A 19319-nucleotide genomic window follows, 5' to 3' on the forward strand; every position below is an offset into this window, starting at 1 on the left:
TGCTTCCTTTTCTCATGCACACTGCTATGTTCGTACTCCGTGCGAAGCTTGTCGCTTCGACATCTTCCGCTTTCTCCCGCTGTATCCTAGGTGCTAGCTTACTACTGGTCAGTTTGAGTGCACAGGCCTACACCCCTGCGGGAGCCGTAGACTTGCGCTGCGAGTACTTGGTAAATCCATTAGGCTTAGATGCCCCGCGGCCCCGGTTATCATGGCGACTGGATGATAACCGGCGCGGGGCTAGGCAGCAGGCTTACCAGCTGGTGGTGGGTACCGACTCGCTGAGCGTTAGCCAGGGCAAAGGAGCCGTGTGGAACCCCGGCAAAATTGCCTCGGACCAGCAACTGGTCACTTATGCCGGTCAGGCGCTACGCCCATTTACCAAGTATTTCTGGCGGGTACAGGTATGGAATGGAGGCAACGCGCCAGCGAGCCGGGTAGCTAGCTTTGAGACGGGGCTGATGACCATGAAGAACTGGCAAGGCACTTGGATCAGCGACACGCGCGACGTAGCTCTGCGGCCAGCGCCATACTTCCGAAAAGGGTTTGGGGTAGCTAAAAAGGTCAAGTCGGCGCGGGCGTACATTGCCGCCGCGGGGCTCTACGAACTGTTCTTGAACGGGCAACGCATCGGCAACCATCGCCTCGACCCCATGTACACGCGCTTCGACCGCCGGACGCTGTACGTGACGTATGACGTGACTTCTTACCTGAAAGCCGGGCAGAATGCCGTAGGCGTGCTCCTCGGCAACGGCTGGTATAACCACCAGTCTACGGCAGTCTGGTACTTCCACGAAGCCCCGTGGCGCAACCGTCCCACGTTCTGCCTCGATTTGCGCGTGACGTACACCGACGGCTCGGTAGAAACCGTCACGTCAGGCATTGACTGGAAGACGAGCTTAGGTCCATTGGTGTTCAACAGCATTTATACGGCGGAGCACTACGATGCCCGGTTGGAGCAAACTGGCTGGAACACCGCAGGGTTTGATGACACCAAATGGAAGCCAGTGATGAACCGCGCCGCGCCATCGCAGAACATTGTGGCGCAGGTCATGCACCCCATCCGGAACGTCGAAAGCATACCTGCTAAAACGATTAAGAAGCTTAATGACACCACCTATGTGTTCGACCTAGGTCGCAACATTGCCGGGGTGAGTCAGCTACGGGTGCAAGGCCCCGCAGGAACGGCGCTGCGGCTCAAGCACGGCGAACGGGTGTATGCTGATGGCCGGGTGGATCAATCCAACATCGACGTGCATTACCGGCCCACCGACAAGCGCGACCCCTTCCAAACGGATGTTTTTACGCTGAGCGGTAAAGGGGAGGAGACCTTCATGCCGTCCTTCAATTACAAGGGCTTTCAATACGTGGAAGTGACGAGTAGCCAACCGGTTGCGCTGACTACCGGTAGTCTGACTGGGTATTTTATGCACAGCGACGTGCCAGCCGTGGGCCAGGTGTCTTCTTCCAATCCCACGCTCAACAAGATCTGGCAGGCGACCAACAACTCTTATTTGTCGAACCTGTTCGGGTATCCGACTGATTGTCCGCAGCGGGAGAAGAACGGCTGGACCGGCGACGCGCACATTGCCGTAGAAACGGGCTTGTACAACTTCGATGGCATCACCGTTTACGAGAAATGGCTAGCGGACCACCGCGATGAGCAGCAACCCAACGGGGTGCTGCCTTCTATTATTCCCTCCAACGGCTGGGGCTATGAATGGGGTAATGGCCCCGACTGGACCAGCACGATTGCGCTGATTCCTTGGAATATCTATCTGTTTTACGGGGATACTAAGCTACTGGCCGATTGCTACGGCAACCTCAAACGCTACGTGGACCACATTCATGAGCAGAGCCCCACAAACCTCACCAGTTGGGGGCTAGGTGACTGGGTGCCGGTCAAATCGAAGTCGCCGGTGGAGTTGACTTCGTCGACGTACTACTACACCGATGCGCTCATTCTGGCCAAAGCTGCCAAGGTACTGGGCAAAACTGCCGACTACACGTACTACGCCGCTTTAGCCGAAAAAATTAGGGCGGCCATCAATGCCAAATACCTGAATCGGGAGACGGCGCAGTATGGCAATGGGGTGCAGACGGAACTCAGCGTGCCCCTGTATTGGGGAGTAGTGCCACCCGAACTGAAGAGCCGCGTAGCCGACAACCTAGCCCGCCGCGTAGCCGCCGATAATTACCACCTCGACGTCGGTTTGCTCGGCACCAAGGCCATTTTGAGCGCGCTCAGCGAAAACGGTCACGCCGACCTAGCCTACCGGGTCGCTGCGCAAGAAACATTTCCCTCGTGGGGGTGGTGGATTGTGAACGGCGCGACGACTCTCTACGAAAACTGGCCTATTGATGCCAAGAGCGATATTTCCATGAACCACATCATGTTCGGGGAAATAGGAGCTTGGCTTTACAAAGGACTAGGTGGCATTCGGCCCGATCCGCTCCAGCCGGGCTTCAAGAACACGCTGCTGACGCCGCATTTCGTGGCCGGTCTCGATCATTTTGAGGCGAGCCACGCTAGCCCCTACGGCCTCATTCGGTCGGCGTGGCAGAAAATCGCGGGTAGCATTTCCTACAAAGTGACTGTGCCGCCTAATGCCACCGCGACCTTGCTCTTGCCCGTAGCGAGTGGGCAGCAGGTGTACGAAGCCGGTAAGCGGTTAGATTCAGCCTCCCCATATATCCGTCTGGTGAAATCAACGCCAGGCCTCTACCAATACCACCTAGCTGCTGGCTCCTACGAGTTGGCAATTCGGTGACGCACCTTCGCTACCTAGGTTTACTAGCCACTACAAAAACATCCTCCCTCCCTAGCTTTCCCTTTCGTCCATGGAATACATAGAATCAGGTTATCCGGCGCATTTCAAAAGGTATTGCAAAACGCTGACCTTGCAAGATGACAGCGCATTGATCGAGCAGTACAAGCAAGCGCACGGGCCAAGCGCCGTTTGGCCAGAAATAGACCAGGGCATGCGCGAGGTAGGCATTCTGAAGATGGAAATCTACCTGTTTGGGAGGCAGCTCTTCATGATTATGGATACTGTCGCTAGCTTCGACCACGAGCAGGCCATGGCGGAACTCGCCACCAAACCCCGGCAGGCAGAATGGGAAACCTACGTTTCTCAGTTTCAAAAAACCACAGCCTCCAGTACTGCCAACGAAAAGTGGCAACTCATGGAGCGCATCTATGAGCTAGGTTGATCTAGTAGAGAACGGAAAGCGCGGCCCTCGCTGGTACCAGTACTGGCCGAGGTGGATAGGTGTGCACTACACTGCCCTGAATGGTATTCTTTCTTTTCTGCTACACCACCATTGTATTCTACTATGAGCCTAATTTGCACTCATGTATGAGTGTTGCCGCACACATCAAGTGAGTTTGCGCGCACATTTTTAAATTTTCCAATTGTTTGTGTCAATACTTTCTTACTTTAGGCCCACGTCTCCAGCATTTCTATAGCGGATAGAAGGCGAAGCAATCGGCACAAACTGCCACCAGTCGGGCAGACACGAGAGGATTTGTAGTCGCAAATGTCCTCCTAGCTAGCGCAGCCTCCTCGCAGCCCTTTGCTGCCCGCCACCTGAGAGGCCGATTACTTGGCGCAACTGCGCTAAGCTAGGTACCACCTAACTCACCTAACGTTGTACACTAGAGTGAACGAGCACATTATCAACTGCTTAAAAGGGCTGAGATGGAAGAAGGCCGTGCCACTACTACTGGCCGGTTGTTGGGGGGTGACACCTTACGTGAGTTTTGCCCAAATCTATACGGAGAAGAACTACTCGAAAATTGCCGCAGGGAGCGCCGAAACAGATATAATTCGGAAGGCAGCCAACGTAACGCCTTCCCCCCGGCAACTGCGGTGGCAACAATTAGAACTGACCGGCTTCATTCACTTCGGAATGAACACCTTCACCAACAAAGAGTGGGGGGATGGCACGGAGAACCCGCAGCTATTCAACCCCACGGCGCTCGACGCCAAGCAATGGGTGCGCGCTTGTAAGGAAGGCGGAATCAAGCAAGTAATTATAACGGCCAAACACCACGACGGCTTCTGTTTGTGGCCTTCGAAGTACACGGAGCATTCCGTGAAAAATAGTCCGTGGAAAAAGGGCAAGGGCGACGTAGTAAGAGAAGTTGCCGACGCCTGTCACGCCTACGGGCTAGGTTTTGGTGTGTATTTGTCGCCCTGGGATAGAAACTCAAAGTTCTTCGGGGACTCGGCCAAGTACAATAACTACTTCGTGAACCAACTCACGGAGCTGCTCTCCAACTATGGCCGCGTGGATGAGGTGTGGTTTGATGGGGCCAACGGCGAAGGTCCTACCGGCAAGAAGCAAGTGTATGATTTCAACCGCTGGTACGCGCTCATCCGCAAGTTGCAGCCCACGGCCGCTATTGCCGTGATGGGCCCCGACGTACGGTGGGTAGGCACCGAATCGGGCTACGGCCGCGAAACCGAATGGAGCGTGGTACCGATGGAGGCACAGCGCCAGGACAACGTGGCCGCCAACTCCCAGAAGGAAGCGGCCTTTGCTCCCAAAAATATGATGGAGGATGACCTAGGTAGTCGAGCCAAAATCAAGAATGCGCAAAGCCTGGTGTGGTACCCGGCCGAAATCGACGTGTCCATCCGCCCGGGCTGGTTTCATCATCCGGCGGAAGATACCAAGGTCAAAACGCCGGCGCAGCTGCTGGATATTTACAACAGCTCGGTGGGCCGAAACGGGGTGCTGCTCCTGAATATTCCGCCCGATAAAAGAGGCTTGATCAATCAAAATGATATTGCCAGCCTGAAAGCATGGAAAGCGGCAATTGCGAAGACGTACTCTAAAAATTTGTTGAGAAGTGCCCAGGTAAGTGGCACCAATGCTGGCCAAGTGAAGGCCATGCTAGACGACAAGTACACCACCTATTGGACTACCACCGGCACTGACACCACGGCAACGATCAACTTCACGCTGCCGTCGCCGCAAGATTTCGACGTGCTACAGTTGCAGGAAAATATTGCCGTCGGGCAGCGCATCGAAAACTTTGTGTTGGAATACAAGAGCGGTGAAGACTGGAGAACGGTAGCGGCTGGTACCACCGTGGGCTTCAAGCGGATACTTAAGTTTGAACCGCTCCAAGCGCAGTACTTACGCCTTCGCATCACCTCGTCTAGGTTGAATCCTACGCTTTCATCAATCGGACTTTACAAGCAAGCTGTGCTACCGGAAAACAGGTAACTGGCGGAAACTTCAGACTACTCGCATATGGATTTAAAGAAAGTTACCCTAGCTCTGGCGCTGCTTACTGCGGCTAGCTCCTTGCCATTGCGTGCCCAGGAGCAAGGCATTCACCAGCAGTCAACTACGTACGAAGCGCCCACCGACCCGCTGGTAAAGCAAAAGCTGGAAAAATGGCGTGACCAGAAGTTTGGGCTGATTCTTCACTGGGGCTTGTACGCGGTGCCGGGCATCATCGAATCGTGGCAAATTTGCTCCGAAGACTGGATTGAGCGCGACAGCACCATTGCCTACGAGGATTACAAAAAGTGGTATTGGGGCTTGAACAAGGAGTTTAACCCGGTGAAGTTCAACCCCGAGCAGTGGGCGAGCGTGGCCAAAAAGGCCGGCATGCGCTACCTGGTGTTCACCACCAAGCACCACGACGGCTTCAACATGTTCGACACGAAGCAATCGGACTTCAAAATCACCAACGGCCCCTTCAAAGACAACCCTAGGTCGAACGTGGCCAAGTACGTGTTCGACGCGTTTCGCAAGGAAGGCTTTATGATCGGGGCTTACTTCTCGAAGCCCGACTGGCACTCGCAAAACTTCTGGTGGTCGAAGTACGCCACGCCCAATCGCAACGTCAACTACGACATCAAGAAGTATTCGTGGCGGTGGAATCAGTACAAGCAGTTCACGTACAACCAGATCAGTGAGCTGATGCACGACTACGGATCCATGGATATTCTGTGGCTCGACGGTGGCTGGGTGCGGCCCAAGGAAACCGTGAATGCGGAAGTTCGCTCCTGGGGAGCTCCCATCCCGGAGTTCAGCCAGGATGTGGATATGCCTCGCATTGCCACCATGGCCCGGCAGGCGCAACCCGGCTTGCTGATGGTAGACCGCACCGTGCACGGCCCGTACGAAAACTACCAGACGCCTGAGCAGAAGGTGCCTGAGAACAAGATAGATAACCCATGGGAAAGCTGCCTGACCCTAGCTAACAACTGGGGTTACGTGCCAAACGACAAGTACAAGTCGCCGACGAAGATCATTCATTCCCTAGTTGAGGTAGTGGCCAAGGGTGGCAGCCTGCTGCTAGGTGTGGGGCCCAAACCCGACGGCACTCTGGACAATGAAGCCGTGACGCGGCTAGAGGCTATTGGTAAATGGCTGGACGTGAACGGCGACGCCATCTACAGCACCCGCGCCACCGACCGCTTCCAGGACGGCAGCACCTACTTCACCCAGGGCAAGAAAGGCACGTGTTACGCCATTGCCTGCTTGCCCGAAGACAAAGCGGCGCCTACTACAGTGGAATGGACCGGCAACACCCCGAAAAAAGGCAGCAAAATAACCTTGCTCCAAACCGGAAAAACCGTGAAGTGGACCAAAGAAGGCGACAAGGTGAAGGTGGTGTTGCCCGCGACGCTAGCCAAGCAAGCCGGTGCATACCCAGCCCTAGCTTTCGCTTTTTCAGCGGAGTAAGTTCGTTCTGATGGGGTTGGGGTAAAGCGCCTCACCCTGTCAGAACGATATGCTTCTCACGGCTATTCTCTCAAATCGATACCGCTCATGGTAAAAGCTATACTCATCCGTGGTCTAACGTGCTTGCTGCTGCTAGCTAGCTTGTCAGCCCACGCGCAGAAGAAACACACGTTTGAGATAAAGGACGGGCAGTTTCTCTACGACGGCAAGGCCACTCAGATTCACTCGGGCGAAATGCACTACGCCCGCGTACCGAGGGAATATTGGCGGCATCGGCTGAAGATGATGCGGGCCATGGGCCTGAATACGGTAGCGACCTACGTGTTCTGGAATTACCACAACACGGCTCCGGGCATATGGGATTTCAAAACTGGCAACCACAACCTAGCCGAATACCTCAAAACGGCCCAGGAGGAAGGACTTTTCGTCATCCTGCGGCCGGGGCCCTACGCCTGCGCGGAGTGGGAGTTTGGGGGCTACCCATGGTGGTTGCAGAAGAACAAAGACTTAGTTATTCGGGCCAACAATCAGCCTTTCCTAGACTCTTGCAAAGTCTACATCAACAAGCTAGCCCAGCAGGTGAAGGGCATGCAGGTAAGCAAAGGCGGCCCCATCATCATGACCCAGGTGGAGAATGAGTTTGGGTCGTACGTAGATCAGCGCAAGGATATTCCGCTGGAAGAGCACCGCAAGTACAATGCTGCCATTAAGAAGCAATTGATGGATGCAGGCTTTGAGGGGCCATTCTTTACCTCCGATGCCGCCACGCTGTTTGAAGGCGGTGCTACGGCTGGCGCCCTGCCCACGGCCAACGGCGAAGGCAACGTGGAAAATCTGAAAAAGGCGGTCAATCAGTACAACGGCGGCAAAGGTCCTTATATGGTGGCCGAGTACTACCCCGGCTGGCTCGACCACTGGGGGGAGCCTTTCACCCGTGTGAACTCCGAGCAGGTGAGCAAGCAGATTGAGACCTACCTGAAAAGCGAAGTAAACTTCAACTTCTACATGGTGCACGGGGGCACTAACTTCGGCTTTACCTCGGGCGCTAACTACAACGAGGAGCACGAGATTCAGCCTGATATCACGAGTTACGACTACGACGCGCCCATCAGCGAGGCCGGTTGGGCGACGCTCAAGTATACCGCCGTTCGGGAGTTGATGAAGAAGTACGTGAAGTACCCAGTTCCGGCAGTTCCGGCTCAGATACCCGTGATAGCACTACCGCCTATTGCACTCAGCAAAACCGTCGATCTGTTTGATCTGAAGAAAGATAGTAAGCCCGTTGTCAACGACACGCCACTTTCCTTCGAAGACTTAAACCAAGGCCACGGCTACGTCCTCTATAGCCGACGCTTTACCCAGCCAGTACAGGGCAAACTCCAAGTAAAAGGCCTGCGTGACTTTGCCACGGTGTATGTGAACGGCAAGAAAGTGGGCGAGCTGAACCGGCAGGATAACAAGTACGAACTGGACGTAACCATTCCATTCAACGCGACGCTGGAGCTGCTGGTGGAGAACATGGGCCGCATCAACTACGGCGCCGACATCGTGCACAACACCAAAGGCATCATTTCGCCAATCGTCATCAACGGCTCCGAAGTCACCGGCGACTGGAACATGTATAAGCTGCCCTTCGACAAGGTGCCGGACCTAGCCAAGTACACCGCCAAGAACAAAGAAGGCAAGCCCACGTTGTACGCCGGCTCTTTCGACGCGAAGCAAACCGGCGACGTGTTCTTGGACATGCGCGGCTGGGGCAAGGGCATTGTGTTCGTGAACGGCCATAACCTAGGTCGTTATTGGAAAGTCGGGCCGCAGCAAACCTTGTATCTGCCCGGCTGCTGGCTAAACAAAGGCAAAAACGACGTGGTGATTCTGGAGCAGCAGAACGACGTGCTGCAAAAGGACTTGAAGACAACGGATAAGCCGATTTTGGAAGCAGCTCAATAGGCTGGCGCTTTCCTATATTCTATTTGCCGCGTGGCGTGTCGTTCAACGACAAACGCGCCGTGGCGTGTTTCTACATTCTGTTTCCCGCATGATCAAGCACTTTACCCTCGGCTTATGCCTGCTTGGCGCCACCGCCACTTACGCCCAGAAAACTAAGCCGCTTTACAAAGACAGCAAAGCCTCGACCGAAGCTAGGGTCAACGACCTGCTCGGGCGCATGACAGTGGAAGAAAAAGTGGGGCAGCTCTCGACGATACTAGGGTGGGAGATGTACCAGAAAGAGGGTCAGAAGGTTGGCATTAGTGAGGCGTACAAAAAGGCCATGGACGAGCGCCACATTGGCGGCCTGTGGGCCACCCTGCGCGCCGACCCTTGGACGAAAAAAACCTTAACAACCGGCCTCAACCCCGTTCAGGCAGCTGAGGCAGCGAATGCCTTGCAGAAGTACGCCGTGGAGCACACCCGGCTTGGTATTCCCGTATTTCTAGCGGAGGAATGTCCGCACGGTCACATGGCCATCGGCACAACGGTTTTCCCGACGTCTATTGGGCAGAGTAGCACCTGGGACCCGGCTCTGGTACAGCGTATGGCGTCGGCTATTGCGGCTGAGATTAGGGTGCAGGGCGGCCACATCGGCTACGGCCCGGTGCTGGACCTAGCCCGCGAGCCGCGCTGGTCGCGGGTGGAAGAAACCTACGGCGAAGACCCCGTGCTCACCAGCCAAATGGGCGTGGCCATGGTGAAGGGCTTGCAGGGAGCTAGCCTGAAAAGCGGCACCAATGTGATTTCTACGTTGAAGCACTTCGCGGCCTACGGCGTGCCCGAAGGCGGCCACAACGGCGGTAGCATTAGCACCGGGTATCGGGAGCTGTACCAAAGCTTTCTGCCACCCGTGCACGCCGCGGTGAAGGCCGGCATTTTGTCGGTGATGACGTCTTACAACTCCATCGACGGGGTGCCGTGTTCTTCGAACGAGTTTCTGCTCACTGATTTGCTGCGCAAGCAGTGGGGTTTTCAGGGCTTTACCGTCTCCGACCTAGGTAGCATCAGCGGTATTCTCACCAGTCACCACGTAGCGGCCACTCCGCCAGAAGCTGCGGCTCTGGCCATAAACGCCGGACTAGACGACGACCTAAGCGGCTACGGCTACGACAAGGAACTGCTCGCCGCATTCAACCAAAAGCTCGTTTCCACCGAAATTCTGGACCGCGCCGTATCCCGCGTATTGCGTCTGAAGTTCGAGATGGGCCTGTTTGAAAACCCGTACGTTGACCCCAAGAAGGTAACCAAGCTGGTGAAGAGCCCGGCCAACGTGGAGCTAGCTCGTCAGGTAGCGCGCGAATCGGTAGTGCTGCTGAAGAATGACAAAGACTTGTTGCCGCTTGCTAAGTCCCTGAAAAGTATTGCCGTTATTGGCCCAAACGCCGACAACATCTACAACCAGCTCGGCGACTACACCGCGCCCCAGCCCGAAAGCAATATTGTGACGGTGCTGGAAGGCATTAAAAGCAAAGTGTCGGCGGGCACGAAGGTGACATACGTGAAGGGTTGCGCGATTCGGGATACGACGAACGTGGATATTGCGGCGGCTGTACAAGCTGCCCGCAATGCCGAGGTAGCTGTCGTCGTGCTCGGCGGCTCTAGCGCCCGCGACTTCAAAACGGAGTACCAGAGCACCGGCGCGGCCAATGTAACGGCGGCCGGCGGTGCCCAAGCCATCAGCGATATGGAAAGCGGCGAAGGCTACGACCGTGCTACCCTCGACTTGCTAGGCAAGCAGCAGGCGCTACTCCAAGCCGTGGTGAAAACTGGCACGCCGGTAGTCGTGGTGCTCATCAAAGGGCGGCCACTGAACCTGAACTGGATGGCTGCCCATGTACCGGCTATGCTCGATGCCTGGTACCCCGGCCAGGAAGGCGGCAACGCCATTGCCGACGTGCTCTTTGGCGACTACAACCCCGCTGGTCGTCTGACGATTTCGGTGCCTAAGTCGGTGGGCCAGCTGCCGGTGTACTACAATGCCAAGCGCCCGGAACGGCGCGACTACGTGGAAATGGATTCCAAGCCACTCTACAGCTTCGGCTACGGCTTGAGCTACAGCAAGTTTGAGTACGCTGACTTGCAAGTGAATACCACGGAAAGTAACGGCGCTGTGCAAGCCCGCGTGCGGTTCAACGTGAAAAACACCAGCTCTCGGGCCGGCGACGAAGTAGTGCAGCTTTACCTCAGCGATGATGCTAGCTCGGTCGTGACACCCGTGAAGCAGCTGAAGAAATTTCAACGCCTCGCGCTGAAAGCCGGCGAGCAGAAGGAAGTCGACTTTGAGCTGACCGCCGAAGACCTGATGCTACTCAACACCAAGATGGAGTGGGTCGTGGAGCCCGGCACCTTCACGGCGATGGTGGGCGGCTCGTCAGATGACATCAAGGTGAAAACGCAGTTCAAGGTTGCTAATGCAATTAAGTTAGCCACGGCTGCAAAGTAACGTTGCAGGCCACGTTCCGCAGCAACGATCTTCTTGCCAAGTGTTGATTACGAGGCTTTTACTTACTAAGATATGAAAAAGCACCTTTTACTTGCTTCAGCTTTTCTGCTAAGCTTTCCCGCGAGCATAAGGGCCCAAACTACCTGGGTGAAGACCAAGGAAGAGTTGCTTTTCACCACGCCCCCGTTTCAGCAGTGCCACGCGTCTACGCTAGTGGAAGAGACTGGGGGAAACCTCTTGGTGGCTTATTTTGGCGGCCCGTATGAAGGGAGTAAAGAGGTAAATATCTGGTTGACAACCATTAGCAAAGCAGGTAGTGTTTCACAACCTAGGTCGGTAGCCGATGGCGTGGTGAGCGACACATTGCGCTATCCGACCTGGAACCCCGTCCTGTTCAAAGCGCGCGAGGGCAAGCTGTTCTTGTTCTATAAAGTTGGGCCGAACCCGCGGGAGTGGTGGGGCATGGTCAAAACCTCCGCAGATGAGGGCCAGACGTGGTCAACTCCGCGCCGGTTGCCAGCGGGCGTGTTAGGCCCCATCAAAAACAAGCCGGTGCAACTAGCCAACGGGACCATCTTGGCCCCGTCGAGTATCGAGGAGAAAACGGAGCGCTGGAAAGTCCACCTGGAGAAATCGACCGACCTAGGTCAGACGTGGCAGATAATTCCGGTGGATAACGCCTCCACGTTCGACGTGATTCAACCTAGCATTCTGGTGTATCCTGGCAATCGGCTGCAGATTTTGTGTCGCAGCAAGCAGGGCAGTGTGGTGCAAGCATGGTCGACGGACGGCGGTAACACGTGGGGCGCTTTGTCTAAGACGTCTTTGCTCAACCCGAACTCGGGTACCGATGCCGTAACGCTAAAGGATGGGTCGCAACTGCTGGTGTACAACCCTGATGTGCCTGGGAAAGATTGGTTTAATGGCCGTAGCAAACTGCGAGTGGCCCAGTCGAAGGATGGGCAGACGTGGCGCGACGTAGCCGTGCTAGAAAACGGAACCAAGGAGGAATACAGCTACCCCGCCATCATTCAGACCCGCGACGGCCGCGTGCACATCACCTACACCTACGACCGGAAAAACATCAAACACGTGGTGCTGCAAGCTAAGTAGTCAACCTAGGTAGCTGCTTGCGATAACTGGCTCCGTTCTCTAATTCTTTCGCAGTTCTGTAATAACTTTTATAAAGATTTAACATAAGTATTTTGACTTCACGAAAAGTTTAGCTTCATTTATCAAAACAATTGGAGCAGCTTTCAGATGGGGTCTTTACTAGCACTGGAGGAAACGCACCTAGCTCGGCTCAACAACATTGAGCGCCGGAAATACATACAGAAGCTGAAGATCGTCAAGCACTTGTATGTAAAAGGAGCGAAAACTAACGCTGATATTTGCAGCCGCTTTAATATTAGCTCGCCTACTTCTATTGCCATGCTCAACGAGCTTATCGTGGAGGGGCTGGTAGAAAAGCAGGGTAGGGGCAAATCGATAGGTGGCCGCAAGCCGGAGCTATACGGGCTCTGCGACCGGTCGCTGTTTGTGCTGAGCATCCAGATCGAGAAGTTCAAAACGCGGATGGCCATTTTTGATAATAACAACCAGATTATCATAGGGGTACAAACGTTCAGTATTGAACTTACCAAAGACCTAGGTGCCCTGGAGCAAGTATATGCGCACGCAAGCGAACTGATACAGGCTTCGGGAATTGACCCGAAGAAGTTAGTGGGTGTGGGTATTAGCATGCCGGGTTTGGTGTCCTCGAAAGAGGGAAACAACCAAACCTACCTGCTCACCACCGAGGAGCCAGATTCGTTGCAACAGCTGCTGGAGCATCGATTTGGCAAGCCGGTCTTTATTCAGAACGATGCCAAGAGCGCAACGCTAGCGGAGTACCGTTTTGGGTTGGCCCACGGCCGGCGCGACGTGCTGGTGCTGTCCATGGATTGGGGCATCGGTATGGGCGTGCTACTTGATGGCAAGCTTCGCAGCGGTGCTTCGGGCTTTGCCGGTGAGTTTGGGCACATCCCGCTCGTGGAAGGCGGCGCGCTTTGTCACTGCGGCAAGCGCGGCTGCCTCGAAACGGTAGCATCTGGGAGTGCCATCGTCCGGAACGCAAGAGAAGGCATTAAGGCGGGACAGAACACCTTGCTCAACAAGCTGTCTGCCTACGAGATAGAGCAGCTGGAGCCCGAACAGGTGATCAGCGCGGCCAACGACGGCGACCAGTTTGCCATCAACATTCTGGCCGAAGTGGGCACTAACCTAGGCAAAGGCATCGCCATCCTGATTCAGCTTTTCAACCCGGAGCTGATCATTTTAGGGGGCGAGATTGCGCAGGCCAAGCAGTTCTTGATGCCCGCTATTCAGCAGGCCATCAACACGTACTGCATGACCCAACTCCGGGAAAAGACCAGCATCATGGTTTCGGAGCTAGGTACCAATGCCGTGATCCTAGGTTCCGTCGCCACGGTGATGGAGAACATCTTCGAAAGCTACATGGAGCTAGCATGAGCCTGAGCGACAACCCCGCTGCCTCTAACTGGACGACCTAGCTCCGCTGGCGCTTCCCCTCGCATCGAAACAAGAACATAAGCATTTCCGCAAACTCCCAAGCCTCGCACCAATGCAAAACGTCGCGCTACCGATCAAGACCCGATTGAACCTTCTGGAAGAAACTCGCTTTGAGAAACTTCCCGTGACCGTTTATCCGAACAAGGATGTTGCCTCCGCCAAGGTTGCGGAGCGTATTGCCGAACTGATCAGAAGTAAGCAGGGAACCGGGCAAAAAGCTGTACTGGGGCTAGCTACCGGCGCCACGCCGGTTGGGGTGTACGAAGAGCTGGTGCGCTTGCACCGCGAAGAGGGGTTGAGCTTCCGCAACGTGGTGACTTTCAACCTGGACGAGTACTACGTGATGCAGCCGACGGCGCCGCAGAGTTACGTGACGTTCATGAACGAAAACCTGTTCAACCACATCGATATCGAGCGGGAGAACATTCATATCCCCGATGGTACCCTAGCGCCGGAAGAGGTAGCCGCCTTCTGCCTCGACTACGAGCGTCAGATTGAGTCGTATGGCGGGCTGGATTTTCAAATCCTAGGTATCGGCCGTACGGGCCACGTGGGCTTCAACGAGCCGGGCTCGGCGCCGAACTCAGGTACGCGCCTCGTGACGCTGGACGACCTCACCCGCCGCGACGCCTCGCGCGACTTCGGCGGCAAAGAGAACGTGCCCACTAAGGCCATTACCATGGGCATCGGCACCATCTTCAAAGCCCGCGAAATTGTGTTGATGGCATGGAGCGGCAAAAAAGCGCCCATCATCAAGAAAGCCGTGGAAGGGGAGGTGTCGGGCGAGGTGCCTGCTACCTACTTGCAGCTAGCCGACAACGTGGAGTTTGTGCTGGACGCCGACGCTGCCTCCGAGCTGACGCGCTTCGACACGCCTTGGCTGGTGAAAGACTGTGTGTGGACTGAGATGCTGATCAAGAAGGCTGTTATCTGGCTTTCGAACAAGCTCTGCAAGCCCATCCTGAAGCTCACCGACGAAGATTACAACAACAACGGCATGGCCCAGCTGGTGACCGAACGCGGCCCGGCGTATACTATCAACATCCACATTTTCAATAAGCTCCAGCATACCATTACGGGTTGGCCCGGTGGCAAGCCCGGCGCCGATGACACGCAGCGCCCGGAGCGTGCGTTGCCGGAGAAGAAGCGTTCCATCGTATTCTCTCCCCACCCCGACGACGACGTGATTTCGATGGGCGGCACGTTCATCCGCCTTATCGACCAGGGGCACGACGTGCATGTGGCCTACCAAACCTCCGGCAACACCGCCGTGTGGGATGATGACGTGCTGCGCTACATGGAGTTTGCCATCGACTTCGATGCGAGCCTAGGAAAAGACACCAGCCACTTGCAGTCGATCTACGAGAGCATGCGGCAGTTTATCCAGTATAAGCAGCCCAATCAGATTGACACCCAGGAAATTCGGAATGTGAAAAGCTTTATTCGGAAGAGTGAGGCCATTGCCGGTGCTCGTTATGCGGGTTTGCAGGACGACCACATTCACTTCCAGGCGCTGCCCTTCTACGAATCGGGTAAGACCTCCAAGAATCCGGTGACCGACAAGGACATTGAGCTGACAATGGAGCTGTTGCAGCAAGTGAAGCCGCAACAGGTGTTTGTCGCCGGTGACTTTGCCGACCCCAACGGTACGCACATTGTGTGCTTTAACATTGTGACGGAGTCGTTGCGTCGCCTCAAGAAAACGGAGGCGTGGGTGGAAGACTGCTGGATGTGGATGTACCGTGGCGCTTGGCACGAGTTTAAGCCTTACGAAATCGAAATGGCCGTTCCGTTGTCGCCGCAGGAGGTGATTCGCAAGCGCAACGCCATCTTCAAGCACCAGTCGCAGAAGGATACCCCCGTGTTCCCCGGCGACGACTCCCGCGAGTTCTGGGTGCGCGCTGAGCAGCGCAATCGCGAAACGGCCCAGCAGTACGACAAGCTAGGCCTAGCCGACTACGAGGCCATGGAAGCTTTCGTACGCTGGAAGTTCTAGCTATACCTAGCAAGGTGATTAGCACTAGTGCTAGAAAGCTAGCTCCCCTCCTTTTCTAAGGAGGGGTTGGGGGTGGTCCGGCTAGAGCTAAAAAACTAGAGTTAGTTTATCGTTCAACGTCAAGGAATCACCTCAACCCCTCCTTAAAAAAGGAGGGGAGCTTCTAATCTTAGCGCTAGCTTTGGTTGAGGAAGTGTAAGCCGGTGGTATAAGAGTTTTTCTCTATAGGAAGAGAGTACTTCTGCTTTTCGGAGGAAATCAGAAGAAGTACATGTATCGAAATCGCATGACCAATAACAAGTACATAGGAATAGATATTGGCGGGACAAAGATTCAGATCGGTGTCGTGCAGGATGGGGAGATAATTCAGGAGACCAAGTTTGAGACCTCCGCCAGTGCGCCTAAGGAGCAGATCCTAGGGGAGCTGGTGCGCAACTTGGACTCTTTTATTGATGCCGATGTGGTTGGCATAGGCATCGGGGTGCCGGGGCTGGTGGATGAGGCAAATGGCATCGTCCACAACGTGCAGAACATCCCTTCCTGGCAAGAAGTCCATCTGAAAGACTACTTGGTGAGCCACCTCGATAAGCCGGTGTACCTCACTAATGACGCCAACGCTTTTGCCGTGGGCGAAAAGATTTATGGCAAGGGAAAGCCGTACGCAAACCTGGTGGGTATCGCACTCGGAACAGGGTTTGGGGCCGGCATCATCATCAACCATGATGTGTACTCGGGGACGCTTTCCAGCGCCGGCGAATTCGGAAGTGTGCCTTACCTCGACAAAACTATTGAGGATTATTGCAGCGGCAAGTTCTTCACCCAGCAAACGAGTCGCTCGGGTGGGGAGTGGCATAATCTGGCAATCCTAGGTGACCCTGACGCCTTAAACGTTTTTGCAACCTACGGTCGGCATCTAGGCAACGCTCTTAAGACCATCTTGTTTGCGCTTTCGCCTGAGGCAATTTTCTTGGGTGGCTCCGTGAGTAAATGCTTCGATTATTTCCGGGACGGCATGTACGAAAGCCTCCGGGAGTTCCCGTTCAAGATCGTAGCAGAACGGCTGGTGGTTGAACCATCCGCCATCGATAATGCTGCTGTGCTGGGCGCCGCCGCCCTCTGCAAAATGAAGCATGAGCATACTTCCCACCCCCATAAAGTGCTTTCTCTATGATCCGGAAATCCTTGGTGTCACTGGCTGCTGTGCTCAGCCTAGGAAATAGTGTCGGTTTGTTGGTCGGGCCTGCGTACGGCCAGCAAGCTCCTGCTAGCTCGCAGGCGCTATCGATTATTCCGCAGCCAGTGCAGCTCACGCCCCAAAGCGGCAGTTTTGCCATCACCTCTGATACCAAGATTTACGTCGACCCCAAAAATGAGGAGTTGCGGAACATTGGGCAATCGTTGAGCCAGCAGATAAAGCTAGCGACCGGTGTGCAGCCGCAGGTGGTGCAAGCAACGCCGGGCAAGCAAAGTACCGGCGGAATTTACCTGACACTTGCGCAGCCCACCGAAAACCTAGGTCCCGAAGGCTACACGCTCAAGGTGCAGCCTGCGCAAGTTGTGTTGGCGGCTAGCAAGCCCCAAGGATTGTTTTTGGGCACCCAGACCATTCGGCAACTGCTACCGGCGCAGCGCTCCGCCACGGCCGCAAGCATTCCGGCAGTAGAAGTAACCGATAAGCCGCGCTACGACTGGCGCGGTATGCACCTAGATGTGAGTCGGCACTTCTTCTCAGTTGAGTTTGTGAAGAAGTACATCGACTTTCTGGCGATGCACAAGATGAATACCTTCCATTGGCATCTCACAGATGACCAGGGTTGGCGCATCGAGATTAAGAAGTACCCCAAGCTGACGTCGGTAGGCGGGTGGCGCGACGGCACGCTCATCGGCCACTACACCGACCAGCCGCATAAGTTCGACAACATTCGCTACGGCGGCTTCTACACGCAAGAGCAGATAAAGGAAGTCGTGAAGTATGCGCAAGACCGCTACATCACGGTAGTACCGGAAATTGAGATGCCTGGTCACGCGGTGGCGGCCCTCACGGCGTATCCGGAATTGTCGTGCACCGGCGGCCCCTTCAAAGTAGAGGGACTGTGGGGCGTGTTCGACGATATTTTCTGCGCCGGCAACGAGCAGACGTTTACGTTCTTACAGGACGTGCTGACGGAAGTGATGCCGCTGTTCCCTAGCAAAGTCATTCACATCGGGGGCGACGAAGCCCCGAAAACCCGCTGGCACGAATGCCCCAAGTGCCAGGCCCGCATGAAGGCCGAAAACCTGAAGAGTGAGCACGAACTGCAAAGCTACTTTGTGCAGCGTATGGAGAAATTCGTGAACTCCAAGGGCAGAACCATTATGGGTTGGGATGAAATCTTGGAGGGTGGCCTAGCGCCGAACGCGGCCGTGATGTCGTGGCGCGGCATGGAAGGTGGAACCGATGCCGCCAAGCAAAAGCACAACGTGGTGATGACGCCCGGTGCCTACGTCTATTTCGACCACGCCCAGGGCGAAGCTAGCTTGGAGCCGCTATCCATCGGTGGCTACTTGCCGCTCGCCACGGTGTATTCCTTCGAGCCTACGCCGAAAGAGCTGAACGCCGAGGAACAGAAGTATATCCTAGGTGCCCAGGCCAACCTCTGGACCGAGTACATCCCGACGGAGCAGCAGGTGGAGTACATGGTGCTGCCGCGCATGTCGGCACTATCCGAAGTGCTCTGGACGCCAGCCAGCCAGAAGAACTGGCCTAGCTTCAAGGAGCGTATGCAGAAGCAGTACCAGCGCTACGAGGCTATCGGGGCCAACTACGCGAAGAGTGCTTTCAACGTGCACCAGGAGCTAGCTATCGACACCACCCAGCACGCGGCCATCGTCACGATGCAGATGGATGCAGCCGGCCCCCAGATCTACTACACCCTCGATGGCTCGGCCCCGACGGCTTCGTCGCAGGCGTACAGCAAGCCGTTTGCCGTCTCGAACTCGGCTGTCATCAAGGCCGCTTCTTTTGACAATGGTAAGATGATGGGCAAGGTTACTTCTAAGGAGGTGACCACGCACAAGGCCTTCGCTATGCCCATCAAGCTCACCAACGAGCCAAACAAGAGCTACAAAGGCCAAGGCGCTCTAACGCTAGTGGACGGCTTGAAAGGCTCCACGACTCACACCGACGGGCAGTGGCTAGGTTTCCAAGGCAATGACTTGGTAGCCACGCTGGATCTGAAAAAGGCGACGGATATCTCCACGGTTAAGACCACCTTCCTGCAAAATACGGGCTCCAAAATCCTGCTGCCCACCACTGTGGAAGTTGCGGTGTCGAAGGACGGGAAGAAGTACAAGACCGTGTATTCCGCGCCCGTCACGCCTTCTCCTAAACAGGAAGCTACCATCAACGAGGTGAAAGCTGACCTGAAGAAAACCAAGGCGCGGTTCGTCAAAATCACGGCCAAAAATGCACAGGCAAAAGCTGCTGGAACGGATCCGAAGGACTCCGGCACCTGGTTGTTTGCCGACGAGATTGTCGTGCAGTAAAGCCCGTTCATTAGATGTAGAGACACATACTTGTGTCTCGTCGTTGCTGATGGTGTTTAGCTAGGTTGTTCAAGACCAGGC

11 protein-coding genes are annotated in these 19319 nt (G+C 55.4%); all 11 read left to right on the forward strand.

Features of this window, described 5'->3' with window-relative positions; genetic code table 11:
- Positions 1 to 26 precede the first annotated feature (26 nt).
- Positions 27 to 2771, forward strand: coding sequence for an alpha-L-rhamnosidase (locus SD425_RS08290; RefSeq protein ID WP_324677342.1), 2745 nt, complete (start codon positions 27 to 29; stop codon positions 2769 to 2771).
- Between the two features lie 70 nt (positions 2772 to 2841).
- Complete coding sequence (locus tag SD425_RS08295) at positions 2842 to 3213, forward strand: L-rhamnose mutarotase (protein ID WP_324677344.1); 372 nt, start codon at positions 2842 to 2844, stop codon at positions 3211 to 3213.
- Positions 3214 to 3756: 543 nt separating this feature from the next.
- Entirely contained in the window at positions 3757 to 5238 is a 1482-nt protein-coding gene (locus SD425_RS08300; protein WP_324677346.1) for an alpha-L-fucosidase, read from the forward strand.
- Positions 5239 to 5265: 27 nt separating this feature from the next.
- On the forward strand, positions 5266 to 6711 hold the full coding sequence (locus tag SD425_RS08305) for an alpha-L-fucosidase (RefSeq protein WP_324677348.1): 1446 nt from the start codon (positions 5266 to 5268) through the stop codon (positions 6709 to 6711).
- An 87-nt stretch (positions 6712 to 6798) separates the two neighbouring features.
- Positions 6799 to 8661, forward strand: a complete 1863-nt coding sequence (locus SD425_RS08310) for a glycoside hydrolase family 35 protein (RefSeq protein ID WP_324677350.1) — start codon at positions 6799 to 6801, stop codon at positions 8659 to 8661.
- Between the two features lie 88 nt (positions 8662 to 8749).
- Positions 8750 to 11146, forward strand: coding sequence for a glycoside hydrolase family 3 N-terminal domain-containing protein (locus SD425_RS08315; RefSeq protein WP_324677352.1), 2397 nt, complete (start codon positions 8750 to 8752; stop codon positions 11144 to 11146).
- A 72-nt stretch (positions 11147 to 11218) separates the two neighbouring features.
- Positions 11219 to 12259, forward strand: coding sequence for a sialidase family protein (locus tag SD425_RS08320; RefSeq protein ID WP_324677354.1), 1041 nt, complete (start codon positions 11219 to 11221; stop codon positions 12257 to 12259).
- 147 nt (positions 12260 to 12406) lie between these two features.
- A complete protein-coding gene (locus SD425_RS08325; RefSeq protein ID WP_324677356.1) occupies positions 12407 to 13657 on the forward strand; it encodes an ROK family protein in 1251 nt (416 codons plus the stop codon).
- A gap of 112 nt (positions 13658 to 13769) precedes the next feature.
- Positions 13770 to 15713: a glucosamine-6-phosphate deaminase gene (gene nagB, locus SD425_RS08330; protein WP_324677358.1), complete on the forward strand. Its 1944-nt coding sequence runs from the start codon at positions 13770 to 13772 to the stop codon at positions 15711 to 15713.
- A gap of 271 nt (positions 15714 to 15984) precedes the next feature.
- On the forward strand, positions 15985 to 16884 hold the full coding sequence (locus SD425_RS08335) for an ROK family protein (RefSeq protein ID WP_324677360.1): 900 nt from the start codon (positions 15985 to 15987) through the stop codon (positions 16882 to 16884).
- Positions 16881 to 19238, forward strand: a complete 2358-nt coding sequence (locus SD425_RS08340; protein WP_324677362.1) for a family 20 glycosylhydrolase — start codon at positions 16881 to 16883, stop codon at positions 19236 to 19238. The genes SD425_RS08335 and SD425_RS08340 overlap by 4 nt, the downstream gene beginning before the upstream one ends.
- Positions 19239 to 19319: the final 81 nt, after the last annotated feature.

This window comes from Hymenobacter sp. GOD-10R, from assembly GCF_035609205.1.
Taxonomy (GTDB): Bacteria; Bacteroidota; Bacteroidia; order Cytophagales; family Hymenobacteraceae; genus Hymenobacter.